Origin of the sequence: Escherichia sp. WS33 (assembly GCF_046486385.1) — a bacterium.
Taxonomy (GTDB): Bacteria; Pseudomonadota; Gammaproteobacteria; order Enterobacterales; family Enterobacteriaceae; genus ECMA0423.
In genome coordinates, this window is the sequence record NZ_JBJQLJ010000009.1 from 52427 (window position 1) to 68892 (window position 16466).

The following is a 16466-nucleotide window of genomic DNA, read 5'->3' on the forward strand; positions in this document are numbered from 1 at the left end:
GGCAGGGGCGTTTTCTTTTCTTTCTCCTGTCTTCACTGTGTCATAGCTCCCACTTTCTTTTTTCTCCGCTTGGCTAAATGTAAAAAAATGGTTAAGACTATGATCAGGTCAGACCACTTTATTTATTTTTTTACAGGGGAGTGTTATGGGTCAGGTTTTACCGCTGGTTACCCGCCAGGGCGATCGTATCGCCATTGTTAGCGGTTTACGTACGCCTTTTGCCCGCCAGGGGACGGCTTTTCATGGCATTCCCGCGGTTGATTTAGGGAAGATGGTGGTAGGCGAACTGCTGGCACGCAGCGAGATCCCCGCTGAAGTGATTGAACAGCTGGTCTTTGGTCAGGTCGTACAAATGCCTGAAGCCCCCAACATTGCGCGTGAAATTGTTCTCGGTACCGGAATGAATGTGCATACCGATGCTTACAGCGTCAGCCGCGCTTGCGCTACCAGTTTCCAGGCGGTTGCAAACGTCGCAGAAAGCCTGATGGCGGGAACTATCCGAGCGGGGATTGCCGGTGGGGCAGATTCCTCTTCCGTATTGCCAATTGGCGTCAGTAAAAAACTGGCGCGCGTGCTGGTTGATGTCAACAAAGCTCGAACCATGAGCCAGCGCCTGAAACTCTTCTCTCGCCTGCGTTTGCGCGACTTAATGCCCGTACCGCCTGCGGTAGCAGAATATTCTACTGGCTTGCGGATGGGCGACACCGCCGAACAAATGGCGAAAACCTACGGCATCACCCGAGAACAGCAAGATGCATTAGCGCACCGTTCGCATCAGCGTGCCGCTCAGGCATGGTCAGACGGAAAACTCAAAGAAGAGGTGATGACTGCCTTTATCCCTCCTTATAAACAACCGCTTGTCGAAGACAACAATATTCGCGGTAATTCCTCGCTTGCCGATTACGCAAAGCTGCGTCCGGCGTTTGATCGTAAACACGGAACGGTAACGGCGGCAAACAGTACGCCGCTGACCGATGGCGCGGCAGCGGTGATCCTGATGACTGAATCCCGAGCGAAAGAATTAGGGCTGGTGCCGCTGGGGTATCTGCGCAGCTACGCATTTACTGCGATTGATGTCTGGCAGGACATGTTGCTCGGTCCGGCCTGGTCAACACCGCTGGCGCTGGAGCGTGCCGGTTTGACGATGAGCGATCTGACATTGATCGATATGCACGAAGCCTTTGCCGCTCAGACACTGGCGAATATTCAGTTGCTGGGCAGCGAACGTTTTGCTCGTGAAGTACTGGGGCGTGCACATGCCACTGGCGAAGTGGACGATAGCAAATTTAACGTGCTTGGCGGTTCGATTGCTTACGGGCATCCCTTCGCGGCGACCGGCGCGCGGATGATTACCCAGACATTGCATGAACTTCACCGTCGCGGCGGTGGATTTGGTTTAGTTACCGCCTGTGCTGCCGGTGGGCTTGGCGCGGCAATGGTTCTGGAGGCGGAATAATGGAAATGACATCAGCGTTTACCCTTAATGTTCGTCTGGACAACATTGCCGTTATCACCATCGACGTACCGGGTGAGAAAATGAATACCCTGAAGGCGGAGTTTGCCTCGCAGGTGCGCGCCATTATTAAGCAACTCCGTGAAAACAAAGAGTTGCGAGGCGTGGTGTTTGTCTCCGCTAAACCGGACAACTTCATTGCTGGCGCAGACATCAACATGATCGGCAACTGCAAAACGGCGCAAGAAGCGGAAGCACTGGCGCGGCAGGGCCAACAGTTGATGGCGGAGATTCATGCTTTGCCCATTCCGGTTATCGCGGCTATTCATGGCGCTTGCCTGGGCGGTGGGCTGGAGCTGGCGCTGGCGTGCCACGGTCGCGTTTGTACTGACGATCCTAAAACGGTGCTCGGTTTGCCTGAAGTACAACTTGGATTGTTACCCGGTTCAGGCGGCACCCAGCGTTTACCGCGTCTGATAGGCGTCAGTACAGCATTAGAGATGATTCTCACCGGAAAACAACTTCGGGCGAAACAGGCATTAAAGCTGGGGCTGGTGGATGACGTTGTTCCGCACTCCATTTTGCTGGAAGCCGCTGTTGAGCTGGCGAAGAAGGATCGCCCATCTTCCCGCCCTCTACCTGTACGCGAGCGTATTCTGGCGGGGCCGTTAGGTCGTGCGCTGCTGTTCAAAATGGTCGGCAAGAAAACAGAACACAAAACTCAAGGCAATTATCCGGCGACAGAACGCATCCTGGAGGTTGTTGAAACGGGATTAGCGCAGGGCACCAGCAGCGGTTATGACGCCGAAGCTCGGGCGTTTGGCGAACTGGCGATGACGCCACAATCGCAGGCGCTGCGTAGTATCTTTTTTGCCAGTACGGACGTGAAGAAAGATCCCGGTAGTGATGCACCGCCTGCGCCATTAAACAGCGTGGGAATTTTAGGTGGTGGCTTGATGGGCGGCGGTATTGCTTATGTCACTGCTTGTAAAGCGGGGCTTCCGGTCAGAATTAAAGATATCAACCCGCAGGGCATAAATCATGCGCTGAAGTACAGTTGGGATCAGCTGGAGGGCAAAGTTCGCCGTCGTCATCTCAAAGCCAGCGAACGTGACAAACAGCTGGCATTAATCTCCGGAACGACGGACTATCGCGGCTTTGCCCATCGCGATCTGATTATTGAAGCGGTGTTTGAAAATCTCGAATTGAAACAACAGATGGTGGCGGAAGTTGAGCAAAATAGCGCCGCTCATACCATCTTTGCTTCGAATACGTCATCTTTACCGATTGGTGATATCGCCGCTCACGCCACGCGACCTGAGCAAGTTATCGGCCTGCATTTCTTCAGTCCGGTGGAAAAAATGCCGCTGGTGGAGATTATTCCTCATGCGGGTACATCAGCGCAAACCATCGCCACTACGGTAAAACTGGCGAAAAAACAGGGCAAAACGCCCATTGTCGTGCGTGACAAAGCCGGGTTTTACGTCAATCGCATCTTAGCGCCTTACATTAATGAAGCTATCCGCATGCTGACCGAAGGTGAACGGGTAGAGCACATTGATGCCGCGTTAGTGAAATTTGGTTTTCCGGTAGGTCCAATCCAACTTTTGGATGAGGTAGGAATCGACACCGGGACTAAAATTATTCCTGTACTGGAAGCCGCTTATGGAGAACGTTTTAGCGCGCCTGCAAATGTTGTTTCTTCAATTTTGAACGACGATCGCAAAGGCAGAAAAAATGGTCGGGGTTTCTATCTTTATGGTCAGAAAGGGCGTAAAAGCAAAAAACAGGTCGATCCCGCCATTTACCCGCTCATTGGCGCACAAGGGCAGGGGCGACTCTCCGCACCGCAGGTTGCTGAACGGTGTGTGATGTTGATGCTGAATGAAGCAGTACGTTGTGTTGATGAGCAGGTTATCCGTAGCGTGCGTGACGGGGATATTGGTGCGGTATTTGGCATTGGTTTTCCGCCATTTCTCGGTGGACCGTTCCGCTATATCGATTCTCTCGGCGCGGGCGAAGTGGTTGCAATAATGCAACGACTTGCCACGCAGTATGGTTCCCGTTTTACCCCTTGCGAGCGTTTGGTCGAGATGGGCGCGCGTGGGGAAAGTTTTTGGAAAACAACTGCAACTGACCTGCAATAAGAAGGTCAAAGCTATATGAATCCGCGCTGAATGGCGGAGTGTTGGTCAAAATGTAAACGCATATTGACTATACTTACGCCATTGAGGTAAAAAACAGCGTTTCATTCGGTGAATGGATAAGGCACAATGCCGGCCACCGTTTTCTTTCTCTGGTTTCAGATGAAAGAAAACGGGCGAATCTGGTTAACAAAAGCGGTGCAATATGCAAGTTTTTATCATGCGTCACGGCGACGCAGCCCTCGATGCCGCCAGTGATTCCGTTCGTCCTCTGACCACTAATGGTTGTGACGAATCTCGCCTGATGGCGAACTGGCTGAAAGGTCAAAAAGTGGAAATCGAACGCGTTCTGGTGAGCCCGTTCCTGCGAGCCGAGCAAACACTGGAAGAAGTAGGGGATTGTCTGAACCTGCCTTCCAGTGCAGAAGTTCTGCCGGAGTTAACGCCCTGCGGCGATGTTGGTCTGGTCAGTGCCTATTTGCAGGCGTTGACCAATGAAGGTGTTGCTTCGGTACTGGTGATCTCTCACTTACCGTTAGTCGGGTATCTGGTTGCCGAGTTATGTCCGGGCGAAACGCCGCCTATGTTTACCACCTCGGCCATTGCCAGCGTAACGCTTGATGAAAGCGGAAACGGTACATTCAACTGGCAGATGAGCCCGTGTAATCTGAAGATGGCAAAAGCTATCTGATGTGTTCCAAATTATGCCCAATGAGGTAGATTCATTGGGCATAATTGCTCATCAGGCAGCGGATATCTGTCAACCTCACTACTATCGAAGACTCTCCTTATCTATAAATAAAACACTTTCTACATTCATTCGGAAATTATTCTTCTGCGCGTATCTTGATTTTGCCCAAAGTTACATGTTGAAATGAATAATGTCTGTTTGACACTCATTGTCATTTATTAATACAGATAATAGAGTTGAATAATCAGGCAGGATGTAATTGAAACTTGATTAAATTCTGGCTATAGTGTTTATATATTATATTGTCAAAAGTGGATAAATGCCAATCGCATTATATGTTCATTGTTTGTTTTTTAAGCTGTTGATATTCATTATTGATATACTTTCTATTTTTTCTAAATACTTATTCCGTATTTTTTAAGGATGTCCTTAAGATAACCTTTCTTCTGTCAATATATTAATTAAATCTACATTTACTCTTTAGTAAAATTAAATTGCATCAGGGGTGTGGAAACATCACTATGCGGCCCCACACCAACGAATACAATTTTCTACGACCTGTTCTTTTTGGATCGCATGCCGTATTCAATGGCTGGGTATAAACATTGGCTATTGACTGAATCAATGTATTGCAATGTTTATATTTTTAATTATTTATAGTTTAAGGACAAATAATGAGTAAGTTTGTTAAAACAGCTATTGCTGCGGCAATGGTGATGGGCGTGTTCACCTCTACGGCAACAATCGCTGCGGGTAACAACGGTACTGCACGTTTTTACGGCACCATTGAAGACTCAGTGTGTTCTATCGTTCCGGACGATCACAAACTGGAAGTTGATATGGGTGATATCGGTGCCGAAAAACTGAAAAATAACGGCACCACCACGCCGAAAAGTTTCCAGATTCGTCTGCAAGATTGCGTATTTGATACTCAGGAAACAATGACCACTACCTTTACTGGTACCGTTTCTTCTGCAAATAGCGGCAATTATTACACCATTTTCAATACCGATACCGGTGCGGCATTTAACAATGTTAGCCTGGCGATCGGTGACTCTCTGGGTACCTCTTACAAAAGCGGCATGGGTATTGACCAGAAAATAGTGAAAGACACTTCTACCAATAAAGGCAAAGCGAAGCAGACACTGAACTTTAAAGCCTGGCTGGTCGGCGCAGCTGATGCGCCAGATCTGGGTAATTTCGAAGCAAATACCACCTTCCAGATTACTTACCTGTAAGGCATACCCCCATAGCGACACTGCTATGGGGGATTTAAATGGATTTTGACCGAACAAGAATAAAAACGGATAGAAACGTGTATGCCTGACCATTCTCTTTTTCGATTACGGATTCTTCCGTGGTGCATTGCGCTGGCAATGTCAGGGAGTTATAGCAGTGTCTGGGCTGAAGACGACATTCAGTTTGATTCCCGTTTTCTGGAATTAAAAGGCGACACAAAAATTGATCTGAAGCGTTTTTCCAGCCAGGGATATGTTGAGCCCGGAAAATACAATTTACAGGTTCAACTAAATAAACAGCCATTGGCGGAAGAGTACGATATTTACTGGTATGCTGGTGAAGATGACGCGAGCAAAAGCTATGCTTGTCTGACACCGGAACTGGTAGCGCAGTTTGGTTTAAAAGAAGACGTGGCGAAAAATCTGCAATGGAGCCACGATGCTAAATGCCTGAAATCCGGTCAACTGGAAGGCATGGAAATTAAGGCTGATTTAAGCCAGTCCGCATTAGTCATTTCACTGCCACAGGCTTACCTCGAATATACTTACCCCGACTGGGATCCGCCTTCACGTTGGGATGACGGCATCTCCGGGATCGTCGCGGACTACAGCATCAACGCACAAACCCGGCACGAAGAAAATGGCGGTGATGATAGTAACGAGATCAGCGGCAACGGGACGGTCGGGGTTAACCTGGGGCCGTGGCGTATGCGTGCTGACTGGCAGACTAACTATCAACATACTCGCAGTAATGATGACGATGAATTCAGCGGCGATGAAACTCAAAAAAAATGGGAGTGGAGTCGCTACTATGCCTGGCGGGCGTTACCATCATTAAAAGCCAAACTGGCGCTGGGCGAGGATTACCTCAGATCCGATATTTTTGATGGTTTTAACTATGTTGGTGGCAGTGTCAGTACTGACGATCAAATGTTGCCTCCCAATCTGCGCGGCTACGCGCCAGACATTTCCGGCGTGGCACACACCACAGCAAAAGTGACCGTCAGCCAGATGGGGCGTGTGATTTACGAAACGCAGGTTCCGGCTGGACCGTTTCGTATTCAGGATCTTGGTGATTCTGTCTCCGGTACGTTGCATATTCGCATTGAAGAACAGAACGGCCAGGTGCAGGAATATGACATCAGCACCGCCTCGATGCCATACCTCACTCGCCCAGGTCAGGTTCGCTATAAGATCATGATGGGCCGTCCGCAAGAGTGGGGACACCATGTCGAGGGTGAATTTTTTTCTGGTGCTGAAGCTTCCTGGGGGATCGCTAACGGCTGGTCGTTATATGGCGGCGCACTGGGAGATGAAAACTATCAGTCTGCGGCGCTTGGCGTCGGTCGCGATTTGTCTACATTCGGCGCGGTCGCGTTTGATGTTACTCACTCGCACACCAAACTGGATAAAGACACCGCTTATGGCAAAGGTTCGCTGGACGGTAACTCCTTCCGTGTGAGTTATTCCAAAGACTTTGACCAGCTCAACAGCCGCGTTACTTTTGCTGGATATCGCTTCTCGGAAGAGAACTTTATGACCATGAGCGAGTATCTGGATGCCAGTGACAGCGGAATGGTACGCACGGGCAACGACAAAGAGATGTACACCGCCACTTATAACCAGAACTTCCGCGATGCGGGTGTTTCGGTTTATCTCAACTATACCCGCCATACCTACTGGGATCGCGAGGAGCAGACAAACTACAACATCATGCTCTCGCACTATTTCAATATGGGCAGTATTCGTAATGTCAGCATCTCGATGACTGGCTACCGTTACGAGTATGACAACCAGGCCGACAAAGGCATGTACATTTCGCTCAGTATGCCGTGGGGCGACAACAGTACCGTTAGCTATAACGGTAACTATGGCAGTGGGACGGACAGCAGTCAGGTCGGTTATTTCAGCCGTGTCGATGACGCGACTCACTATCAGTTGAACGTCGGCACCAGTGACAAACACACCAGCGTTGACGGCTATTACAGCCATGATGGTTCGCTGGCGCAGGTTGACCTCAGTGCGAACTACCATGAAGGGCAATACACCTCTGCGGGCCTGTCGTTACAGGGCGGCGCAACGCTTACTGCCCACGGTGGCGCACTTCACCGTACCCAGAATATGGGCGGGACACGCTTGTTGATTGATGCCGATGGCGTTGCCGATGTTCCGGTGGAAGGTAACGGGGCTGCTGTTTATACCAATATGTTTGGTAAAGCCGTCGTTTCTGACGTCAATAACTATTACCGCAATCAGGCGTATATCGACCTCAACAGATTGCCTGAAAACGCTGAAGCAACCCAGTCGGTGGTGCAAGCCACGCTAACTGAAGGTGCCATTGGCTACCGTAAATTTGCTGTCATTAGCGGACAAAAAGCGATGGCGGTGCTGCGCCTGAGCGACGGCAGCCATCCTCCGTTTGGCGCAGAAGTAAAAAATGATAACGAGCAGACAGTGGGCCTTGTCGATGATGACGGCAATGTTTATCTGGCTGGGGTGAAACCTGGCGAACACATGAGTGTGTTCTGGAGTGGTGTTGCGCATTGCGATATCAACCTGCCGGACCCGCTGCCTGCCGATCTGTTTAACGGCTTGTTACTGCCATGCCAGCATAAAGGCAATGTAGCACCTATCACTTCGCCGGCGGTCAAACCGGCGATTCAGGAACAGACACAGCGGGTGACGCCAACGGAACCTCCGACTTCAATTTCAGTAAACCAGTAACGTGATTAAGGAATGATCCATGTTTAATCTGACTAACACTGCAAAAATCGTTGTCCCGGCACTGGCGCTGCTGGCGACAGCGGTCAGTTTCTCCAGCCACGCTTCGGTGACGCCCGACAGGACACGGCTGGTGTTTAACGAAAGCGACAAGTCCATCAGCGTCACGCTGCGCAACAACGATCCCACACTGCCTTATCTGGCGCAGAGCTGGATAGAGGATGCAAAGGGCAACAAAATCAGCTCGCCGCTTGCGGTGCTTCCGCCAGTGCAGCGCATCGATGCGATGATGAACGGCCAGGTGAAGGTGCAGGGGCTGCCGGATATCAACAAACTGCCGGCCGACCGCGAGAGCGTGTTCTATTTCAACGTGCGCGAAATTCCGCCGAAATCAAATAAACCGAACACACTGCAGATTGCGCTGCAGACGCGTATCAAACTGTTCTGGCGACCGAAGGCGCTGGAGAACACCAGCATGAAAAGTCCGTGGCAGCATAAGGTGACGCTCATCCGTAACGGCCAGGACTTCACCGTCAATAACCCGACGCCGTACTACGTGATCATCAGCAACGCCAGCGCTAAAAAAGGCGGCAACCCGCCGGCGGGATTCACACCGCTGATGATGGAGCCGAAAACCTCCGCACCGCTGAATGCGAAGATGGACAGCGTGCCGGTGCTGACTTACATCAACGACTACGGCGCGCGGATGCCGCTGTACTTCATATGCACCGGCAACAGCTGCCAGGTGGATGAAGAGCAGAGCCGCAAAGGCTGATGCCGGGAGGGACTTATGAGTCACAAGTTTGTAGCGGGCGCAGGGTTGCTGGTGCTGGCCGGATGGGGCATCAGCGGTTTGGCTGTTGCTGGCAGTGATATCAAACAGGTGGATCTGACGCTGCGAATCCTGGTCGATGGACCGCCGCCTTGCTCCGTGAAGGGAAGCGCTGTGAAATTTGGCAATGTGATAATCAACAGGATCGATGGTACCAATTACCAACAGGATGCGAAATACACCCTCAACTGCGGTAATAAAGTCAGCGATGACTTACGGATGCAGCTCAAAGGCAATACCGCCGTGATCAACGGAGAAACGGTTCTCAGCACGGATATCGCCGGCCTGGGGGTGCGGATAGAAAACGCCGCCGACAACTCCCTGTTTGCAGTTGGTGAAAATAACTGGACGCCTTTTAATGTCAACACTCAGCCTCAGCTGAAAGCGGTGCCGGTAAAACAGAGCGGGGTGCAACTGACGCCGTCGGAGTTTAACGCCACGATGACCATGGTGGTGGATTACCAATGAAAAAATTCCTGCTCCTTTTACTGTGCGCTGGTTGCGGGGCTGTGCTGGCGGCGGAAGATGACATCACATTCCACGGTACGCTGATGTCGCCGCCCGCCTGTAGCATCAGCGGCGGGCAAACCATCGAAGTGCAATTTCGCGATCTTATTATCGACAGCATTGATGGCAATTATGGTCGTCAGAAAGTGGACTACGAACTGAGCTGCGACTCGGATGTCCGCGATCCCGAGTGGAATATGACACTCTCCTGGACGGGGACTGCCACCTCCTACAACGACTCTGCTATTGAGACGGATGTACCGGGCTTCGGAATTGAGCTTCAGCATGACGGTCAGCGTTTTAAGCTCAACGAGCCGCTTTCCATTAACGCCACCGATTTTAGCCAGAAGCCAAAGCTGGAGGCGGTACCGGTCAAAGCGGCTGATGCGGTGCTGACGGACACGAATTTTTCTGCTTACGCAACCTTACGGGTGGATTACCAATGAAAACAGCACACATTTATTCACCCGGTTATGCGCTGTTAGCAGGCCTGCTGCTGACCGCCAGCACGGGGGCACGGGCAGTCGATAACAACCTGCATTTTTACGGCAACCTGCTGAGTAAATCCTGCACGCTGGTGGTGGATGGTGCCAATCTGGCGGAAATTCATTTTCCCACCGTCAGCAACCGGGATTTGATGGTCGCCGGGCAGTCCGCGCATCTGCCGGTTGTGTTTAAGCTGAAAGACTGCAAAGGGCCGGCGGGATACAACGTCAAAGTCACCCTCACCGGAACGGAAGACAGCGGTCAGCCGGGTTTTCTGGCAGTCGATGACACCTCCACCGCGCAGGGCGTGGGGATAGGGATGGAAACGCTCGACGGCAAGCGGGTGGATATTAACAACACCACCGGGGCGACTTTTGCGCTTACCAACGGCAACAATGATATTAATTTCCGGGCCTGGATCCAGGCGAAAAGCGGTCGTGATGTAACCATCGGTGATTTCACCGCCAGCCTGACAGCTACGTTTGAGTATATATAAAATGCATAAAATACGTCATGTTATATGTTTATTGGTGCTGGCTCTGTGCGCTTCTGGGATACAGGCTGCGACAAAGATCGCCACACTCTATGTACCCGCGGGGACGACCAGCGTTGTTGCAAAGTATCGTTTTCATCTTTCAGTCCTGACCCCTCAATCAGTTGAATATGGCACGTATGAATCTAATTCAACTGCGGCAGCAAGTTTGCCTTTAGTTAGTTGGACCGGGAGTCCTCCCGGCCCTGAACTCAGGATGGAGCGCAATAATACAACCTTACCGGATTCTACCTGCCCCGGATTAGAAGAGTATGATGCTCTCTCTCCAGTAACGGCCTGGTCATGTAATGAATTAGTACTTGGCGTTTATTACGATGGAGATTTACACGGTTGTCCCTGGATTGTGTCGTCTTATGTTGAAAGCGCCAGTACTATGGATCAGCGTTTCGGGGCCGGAATTTTTATAGGACCAACAAAAGTTAGCTCTGACTGCCCGACAGAGTCCCTGGCACCGTATGATGTTTCCTGGAATGAAAATTATGTTGTACATAACAAAGTCGTCAGGTTGCAGTCAACAGGTGGTGTTATTGAGCAAACACTGCCCACTTTCCTGATGGAAAACGGCAAACTGTGTGATGGCAGTAATTTTGACGAGCGTGGAGCCTACTGCCGTTTTGTCGCACAGCAGATGACCTTCTCGACTTCCGGCTGTGATAATGCCAAAGTGACGGTGACGCCAGAGCCGCAACCGATCACGTCCAGGCAACTGCATGATATGAAGCTACGCGTGGACACGACATCTCGACAGCCCATAGATTCTACCTGCCGATTCACTTACATACTGAATATGTATTAGCGCACCTTTTCTCACCTGGCAGGGTCATTCGCCCCTGCCATTCCGCGCTCCTGGCACAACACGCTCAACTCCTCAGGGCAACTCCGGCGGCAACCACTCTTCCACTTCAATCAACACCAACAAAGCCGCATCACCGCCGTACTCTTTCGGTGCCTGGTGAAATGCCATCACATGCGGATGTTGTGCCAGCCACAGCGGTGTTTGTTGCTTCAAAATATGCTTCCCGTGCCCATGCATCACGCAGGCACAAAACACATGTTCGCGGCGACAGGCGGCAATCAACGCGCCCAGTTCCTGCTTGGCCTGCAGCTGCGTCAGACCGTGCAAATCCAAAAACAACTCCGGCGAATAATCGCCACGGCGCAGTTTCTTCGCCTCAAAATGGCTGACATCCGGGCGAACATATTTGACCGGACCTTCGGTATTCAGTAACGGCTGAAACTCATCGGAGAAATAATGGCTGGCATCAGCCTGCTCCTGAATCAACCGCTTCACCGGCACTTCGCTGACTTTTTTACGCTGCGGTCGGTGGACAATCGTGTCCTGCTTAATCTTGCGAGTCCCCGCCATCAACTGGCGAAACAGAGCCTGGTCCTCCTCGCTAAGTGTTGTTTTCTTTTTCATTTATCTGTCTCTATTTCTAATTTTCCTACAGTTTACCCGACTCGTAGCGCAATCGATCGTTTTAAACGTATTTTTCCTCACTCACCGCGCGTGAATGCTGATTTATCGTCATCTTCATGGCAAACTAGCCGCCGAAATTATTGCGATCATGCCCTGGAGGAATACGTGGATAAAATTTTCGTTGATGAAGCAGTAAATGAGCTGCAAACCATTCAGGACATGTTGCGCTGGTCGGTGAGCCGCTTCAGCGCGGCGAATATCTGGTACGGCCACGGCACTGACAACCCGTGGGATGAAGCCGTGCAACTGGTGTTGCCTTCGCTCTACCTGCCGTTGGATATCCCGGAAGACATGCGCACCGCGCGTCTGACCTCCAGCGAAAAACACCGTATTGTTGAGCGCGTGATTCGCCGCGTCAACGAGCGCATTCCGGTGGCCTACCTGACCAACAAAGCCTGGTTCTGTGGCCATGAATTTTACGTCGATGAACGCGTGCTGGTGCCGCGCTCGCCGATTGGTGAACTGATCAACAATAAATTTGCCGGACTTATCAGCAAGCAACCGCAGCATATTTTAGATATGTGTACCGGTAGTGGCTGCATCGCCATTGCCTGTGCTTATGCCTTCCCGGAAGCGGAAGTCGACGCGGTAGATATCTCTCCCGACGCGCTGGCGGTTGCCGAACAGAACATCGAAGAACACGGTCTGATCCACAACGTCATTCCGATTCGTTCCGATCTGTTCCGCGACTTGCCGAAAGTGCAGTACGATCTGATTGTCACTAACCCGCCGTATGTCGATGCGGAAGATATGTCCGACCTGCCAAATGAATACCGCCACGAGCCGGAACTGGGCCTGGCATCTGGCACCGACGGCCTGAAACTGACGCGTCGCATTCTCGGTAACGCGGCAGATTACCTTGCTGATGATGGTGTGCTGATTTGTGAAGTCGGCAACAGCATGGTACATCTTATGGAACAATATCCGGATGTTCCGTTCACCTGGCTGGAGTTTGATAACGGCGGCGATGGTGTGTTTATGCTCACCAAAGAGCAGCTGCTGGCGGCCCGTGAATATTTCGCGATTTATAAAGATTAAGTAAACACGCAAACACAACAATAACGGAGCCGTGATGGCTGGAAACACAATTGGACAACTCTTTCGCGTAACCACCTTCGGCGAATCGCACGGGCTGGCGCTCGGCTGCATCGTCGATGGTGTTCCGCCAGGCATTCCGCTGACGGAAGCGGACCTGCAACATGACCTCGACCGTCGTCGCCCTGGGACATCGCGCTATACCACCCAGCGCCGCGAGCCGGATCAGGTCAAAATTCTCTCCGGTGTTTTTGAAGGCGTTACTACCGGCACCAGCATTGGCTTGTTGATCGAAAATACCGACCAGCGTTCTCAGGATTATAGTGCGATTAAGGACGTTTTCCGTCCAGGCCATGCCGATTACACCTACGAACAAAAATACGGTCTGCGCGATTATCGCGGCGGTGGACGTTCTTCCGCCCGCGAAACCGCCATGCGCGTGGCGGCAGGGGCGATTGCCAAAAAATATCTCGCCGAGAAATTTGGTATTGAAATCCGCGGCTGCCTGACCCAGATGGGAGACATTCCGCTGGAAATCAAAGACTGGTCGCTGGTTGAACAAAATCCGTTCTTCTGCCCGGACCCGGACAAAATCGACGCGTTAGATGAACTGATGCGCGCGCTGAAAAAAGAGGGCGACTCCATCGGCGCGAAAGTCACCGTTGTTGCCAGTGGTGTCCCCGCCGGACTTGGCGAGCCGGTCTTTGACCGCCTGGATGCCGACATCGCCCATGCGCTGATGAGCATCAACGCGGTGAAAGGCGTGGAAATTGGCGACGGTTTTGACGTAGTGGCGCTGCGCGGCAGCCAGAACCGCGACGAAATCACCAAAGACGGTTTCCAGAGCAACCATGCGGGCGGCATTCTCGGCGGTATCAGCAGCGGGCAGCAAATCATTGCCCATATGGCGCTGAAACCGACCTCCAGCATTACCGTGCCGGGGCGCACTATTAACCGCTTTGGCGAAGAAGTTGAGATGATCACCAAAGGCCGTCACGATCCCTGTGTCGGGATCCGCGCGGTGCCGATCGCTGAAGCGATGCTGGCGATCGTTTTAATGGATCACCTGCTACGGCAGCGGGCGCAAAATGCCGATGTGAAGACTGATATTCCACGCTGGTAAAAAATGAACAAAACCGCGATTGCGCTGCTGGCTCTGCTTGCCAGTAGCGCTAGCCTGGCAGCGACGCCGTGGCAAAAAATAACCCAACCTGTGCCGGGTAGCGCACAATCGATAGGCAGTTTTTCTAATGGCTGTATCGTCGGCGCTGACACGCTGCCGATACAGTCCGAACATTATCAGGTCATGCGTACCGATCAGCGTCGCTATTTCGGTCACCCGGACCTGGTGATGTTTATCCAGCGTCTGAGTAGCCAGGTGAGCAATCTGGGCATGGGTACGGTGCTGATTGGCGATATGGGGATGCCTGCTGGTGGGCGTTTCAACGGCGGTCATGCCAGCCACCAGACCGGACTGGATGTCGATATCTTTCTGCAACTGCCGAAAACTCGCTGGACCTCCGCGCAGCTCTTGCGCCCGCAAGCACTGGACTTAGTTTCCCGCGACGGTAAACACGTTGTCTCCACGCTGTGGAAGCCAGAAATTTTCAGCTTGATCAAACTCGCCGCCCAGGACAAAGACGTCACGCGCATTTTTGTTAATCCGGCGATTAAACAACAACTTTGCCTTGATGCGGGCACCGATCGCGACTGGTTGCGCAAAGTGCGACCCTGGTTCCAGCATCGCGCGCATATGCATGTACGATTACGTTGTCCTGCCGATAGTCTGGAGTGTGAAGATCAACCTTTACCGCCACCAGGCGATGGTTGCGGGGCAGAACTGCAAAGCTGGTTTGAACCTCCAAAACCGGGAACAACAAAGCCTGAGAAGAAGACACCGCCTCCGTTGCCGCCTTCCTGCCAGGCGCTACTGGATGAGCACGTGATCTAATGGAAACGTTTAATAGCCTGTTTATGGTTTCCCCGCTGTTGCTGGGAGTTCTCTTTTTTGTCGCCATGCTGGCGGGATTTATCGACTCGATTGCCGGTGGCGGTGGGTTACTCACCATTCCGGCATTGATGGCTGCGGGAATGTCTCCCGCTAACGCGCTGGCAACCAATAAACTGCAAGCCTGCGGCGGCTCTATTTCCGCCACTATCTACTTTATTCGCCGCAAAGTGGTTAGTTTAAGCGATCAGAAACTCAATATCGCCATGACCTTTGTCGGCTCAATGAGCGGCGCACTGCTGGTGCAATACGTTCAGGCTGATGTCTTACGGCAGATTTTGCCCATTCTGGTAATTTGTATCGGCCTCTATTTCTTGCTGATGCCAAAGCTGGGTGAAGAAGATCGCCAGCGTCGGATGTACGGTTTACCCTTCGCGTTAATTGCCGGTGGCTGCGTCGGTTTTTATGACGGATTCTTTGGTCCGGCAGCCGGATCGTTTTACGCACTGGCCTTTGTTACGCTGTGCGGATTCAACCTCGCCAAAGCCACGGCGCACGCCAAATTACTCAACGCAACGTCAAACATCGGCGGTTTACTGCTGTTTATTCTCGGTGGCAAAGTGATTTGGGCGACGGGCTTTGTCATGCTGGTGGGGCAGTTCCTCGGCGCGCGCATGGGTTCACGACTGGTGTTGAGCAAAGGACAAAAGCTGATCCGCCCGATGATTGTTATTGTCTCAGCGGTGATGAGTGCCAAATTACTTTTTGATAGCCACGGACAGGAGATCCTCCACTGGTTGGGGATGAACTAATGAACAGTACACACCACTATGAGCAGTTGATTGAAATTTTTAATAGCTGCTTTGCCGATGAATTTAATACCCGTCTGATTAAAGGCGACGACGAACCGATCTATCTTCCTGCTGATGCGGAAGTACCGTATAACCGAATCGTCTTTGCTCATGGCTTTTATGCCAGCGCAATTCATGAGATTTCGCACTGGTGTATTGCCGGGAAAGCGCGCCGTGAGCTGGTTGATTTCGGCTACTGGTATTGCCCGGATGGGCGTGATGCCCAAACGCAAAGCCAGTTTGAAGATGTTGAAGTGAAGCCGCAGGCACTCGACTGGTTGTTCTGTGTGGCGGCGGGATATCCGTTTAACGTCAGTTGCGACAATCTGGAAGGCGACTTCGAACCGGATCGTGTGGTGTTTCAACGGCGGGTACATGCGCAGGTGATGGATTACCTAGCAAACGGCATTCCTGAACGCCCGGCACGCTTCATTAAAGCACTACAAAATTATTATCACACGCCGGAACTTACGGCGGAACAGTTCCCGTGGCCGGAAGCGCTCAACTAAAGCCAGCGCCACGTTTTA

General features: G+C 51.8%; 16 protein-coding genes. 15 read left to right on the forward strand and 1 reads right to left on the reverse strand.

Annotated elements, in window-relative coordinates; genetic code table 11:
* Positions 1-145: 145 nt before the first annotated feature.
* The 10 genes from fadI to ACJHXA_RS09905 all read left to right on the forward strand — a co-directional run bounded on the left by fadI (position 146) and on the right by ACJHXA_RS09905 (position 11421).
* Entirely contained in the window at positions 146-1456 is a 1311-nt protein-coding gene (fadI, locus tag ACJHXA_RS09860) for an acetyl-CoA C-acyltransferase FadI (protein WP_000531990.1), read from the forward strand.
* Entirely contained in the window at positions 1456-3600 is a 2145-nt protein-coding gene (gene fadJ, locus ACJHXA_RS09865; RefSeq protein ID WP_000426154.1) for a fatty acid oxidation complex subunit alpha FadJ, read from the forward strand. Before fadI ends, fadJ begins: the two co-directional genes overlap by 1 nt.
* A gap of 202 nt (positions 3601-3802) precedes the next feature.
* A complete protein-coding gene (gene sixA / locus ACJHXA_RS09870) occupies positions 3803-4288 on the forward strand; it encodes a phosphohistidine phosphatase SixA (RefSeq protein ID WP_001195819.1) in 486 nt (161 codons plus the stop codon).
* A 674-nt stretch (positions 4289-4962) separates the two neighbouring features.
* Complete coding sequence (locus tag ACJHXA_RS09875) at positions 4963-5526, forward strand: fimbrial protein (RefSeq protein WP_000033328.1); 564 nt, start codon at positions 4963-4965, stop codon at positions 5524-5526.
* A gap of 81 nt (positions 5527-5607) precedes the next feature.
* Positions 5608-8250 carry a fimbrial usher protein YfcU gene (gene yfcU / locus ACJHXA_RS09880; protein ID WP_001315754.1) on the forward strand — a complete coding sequence of 881 codons (2643 nt, stop codon included), beginning with the start codon at positions 5608-5610 and terminating at the stop codon, positions 8248-8250.
* 19 nt (positions 8251-8269) lie between these two features.
* The gene (locus tag ACJHXA_RS09885; protein WP_000482748.1) at positions 8270-9022 is read left to right on the forward strand and encodes a fimbria/pilus periplasmic chaperone; all 753 of its coding nucleotides are present in this window, start codon (positions 8270-8272) and stop codon (positions 9020-9022) included.
* Positions 9023-9037: 15 nt separating this feature from the next.
* Positions 9038-9547 (forward strand): fimbrial protein, encoded by a 510-nt coding sequence (locus ACJHXA_RS09890; RefSeq protein ID WP_000018471.1) that lies wholly within the window; start codon positions 9038-9040, stop codon positions 9545-9547.
* Positions 9544-10032 (forward strand): fimbrial protein, encoded by a 489-nt coding sequence (locus ACJHXA_RS09895; protein ID WP_000714139.1) that lies wholly within the window; start codon positions 9544-9546, stop codon positions 10030-10032. Before ACJHXA_RS09890 ends, ACJHXA_RS09895 begins: the two co-directional genes overlap by 4 nt.
* Positions 10029-10568, forward strand: a complete 540-nt coding sequence (locus ACJHXA_RS09900; RefSeq protein WP_000844750.1) for a fimbrial protein — start codon at positions 10029-10031, stop codon at positions 10566-10568. Before ACJHXA_RS09895 ends, ACJHXA_RS09900 begins: the two co-directional genes overlap by 4 nt.
* A gap of 1 nt (position 10569) precedes the next feature.
* A complete protein-coding gene (locus ACJHXA_RS09905) occupies positions 10570-11421 on the forward strand; it encodes a StfH/YfcO family fimbrial adhesin (protein WP_001315753.1) in 852 nt (283 codons plus the stop codon).
* A gap of 72 nt (positions 11422-11493) precedes the next feature.
* Here the strand turns inward: ACJHXA_RS09905 and smrB are convergent, their stop codons facing one another.
* Positions 11494-12045 carry an endonuclease SmrB gene (gene smrB / locus ACJHXA_RS09910; RefSeq protein WP_000730816.1) on the reverse strand — a complete coding sequence of 184 codons (552 nt, stop codon included), beginning with the start codon at positions 12043-12045 and terminating at the stop codon, positions 11494-11496.
* 165 nt (positions 12046-12210) lie between these two features.
* On the opposite strand from smrB, the gene prmB reads away from it, so the two are divergent.
* The 5 genes from prmB to epmC are packed head-to-tail and all read left to right on the forward strand — an operon-like array spanning position 12211 to position 16448.
* A complete protein-coding gene (gene prmB / locus ACJHXA_RS09915; RefSeq protein WP_001295704.1) occupies positions 12211-13143 on the forward strand; it encodes a 50S ribosomal protein L3 N(5)-glutamine methyltransferase in 933 nt (310 codons plus the stop codon).
* A gap of 34 nt (positions 13144-13177) precedes the next feature.
* Positions 13178-14263 carry a chorismate synthase gene (aroC, locus tag ACJHXA_RS09920; protein WP_000918470.1) on the forward strand — a complete coding sequence of 362 codons (1086 nt, stop codon included), beginning with the start codon at positions 13178-13180 and terminating at the stop codon, positions 14261-14263.
* A 3-nt stretch (positions 14264-14266) separates the two neighbouring features.
* Entirely contained in the window at positions 14267-15091 is an 825-nt protein-coding gene (gene mepA / locus ACJHXA_RS09925; protein WP_001043821.1) for a penicillin-insensitive murein endopeptidase, read from the forward strand.
* Positions 15091-15900, forward strand: coding sequence for a sulfite exporter TauE/SafE family protein (locus ACJHXA_RS09930; protein WP_000447359.1), 810 nt, complete (start codon positions 15091-15093; stop codon positions 15898-15900). Before mepA ends, ACJHXA_RS09930 begins: the two co-directional genes overlap by 1 nt.
* On the forward strand, positions 15900-16448 hold the full coding sequence (gene epmC, locus ACJHXA_RS09935; protein ID WP_001089235.1) for an elongation factor P hydroxylase: 549 nt from the start codon (positions 15900-15902) through the stop codon (positions 16446-16448). The genes ACJHXA_RS09930 and epmC overlap by 1 nt, the downstream gene beginning before the upstream one ends.
* Positions 16449-16466 lie beyond the last annotated feature (18 nt).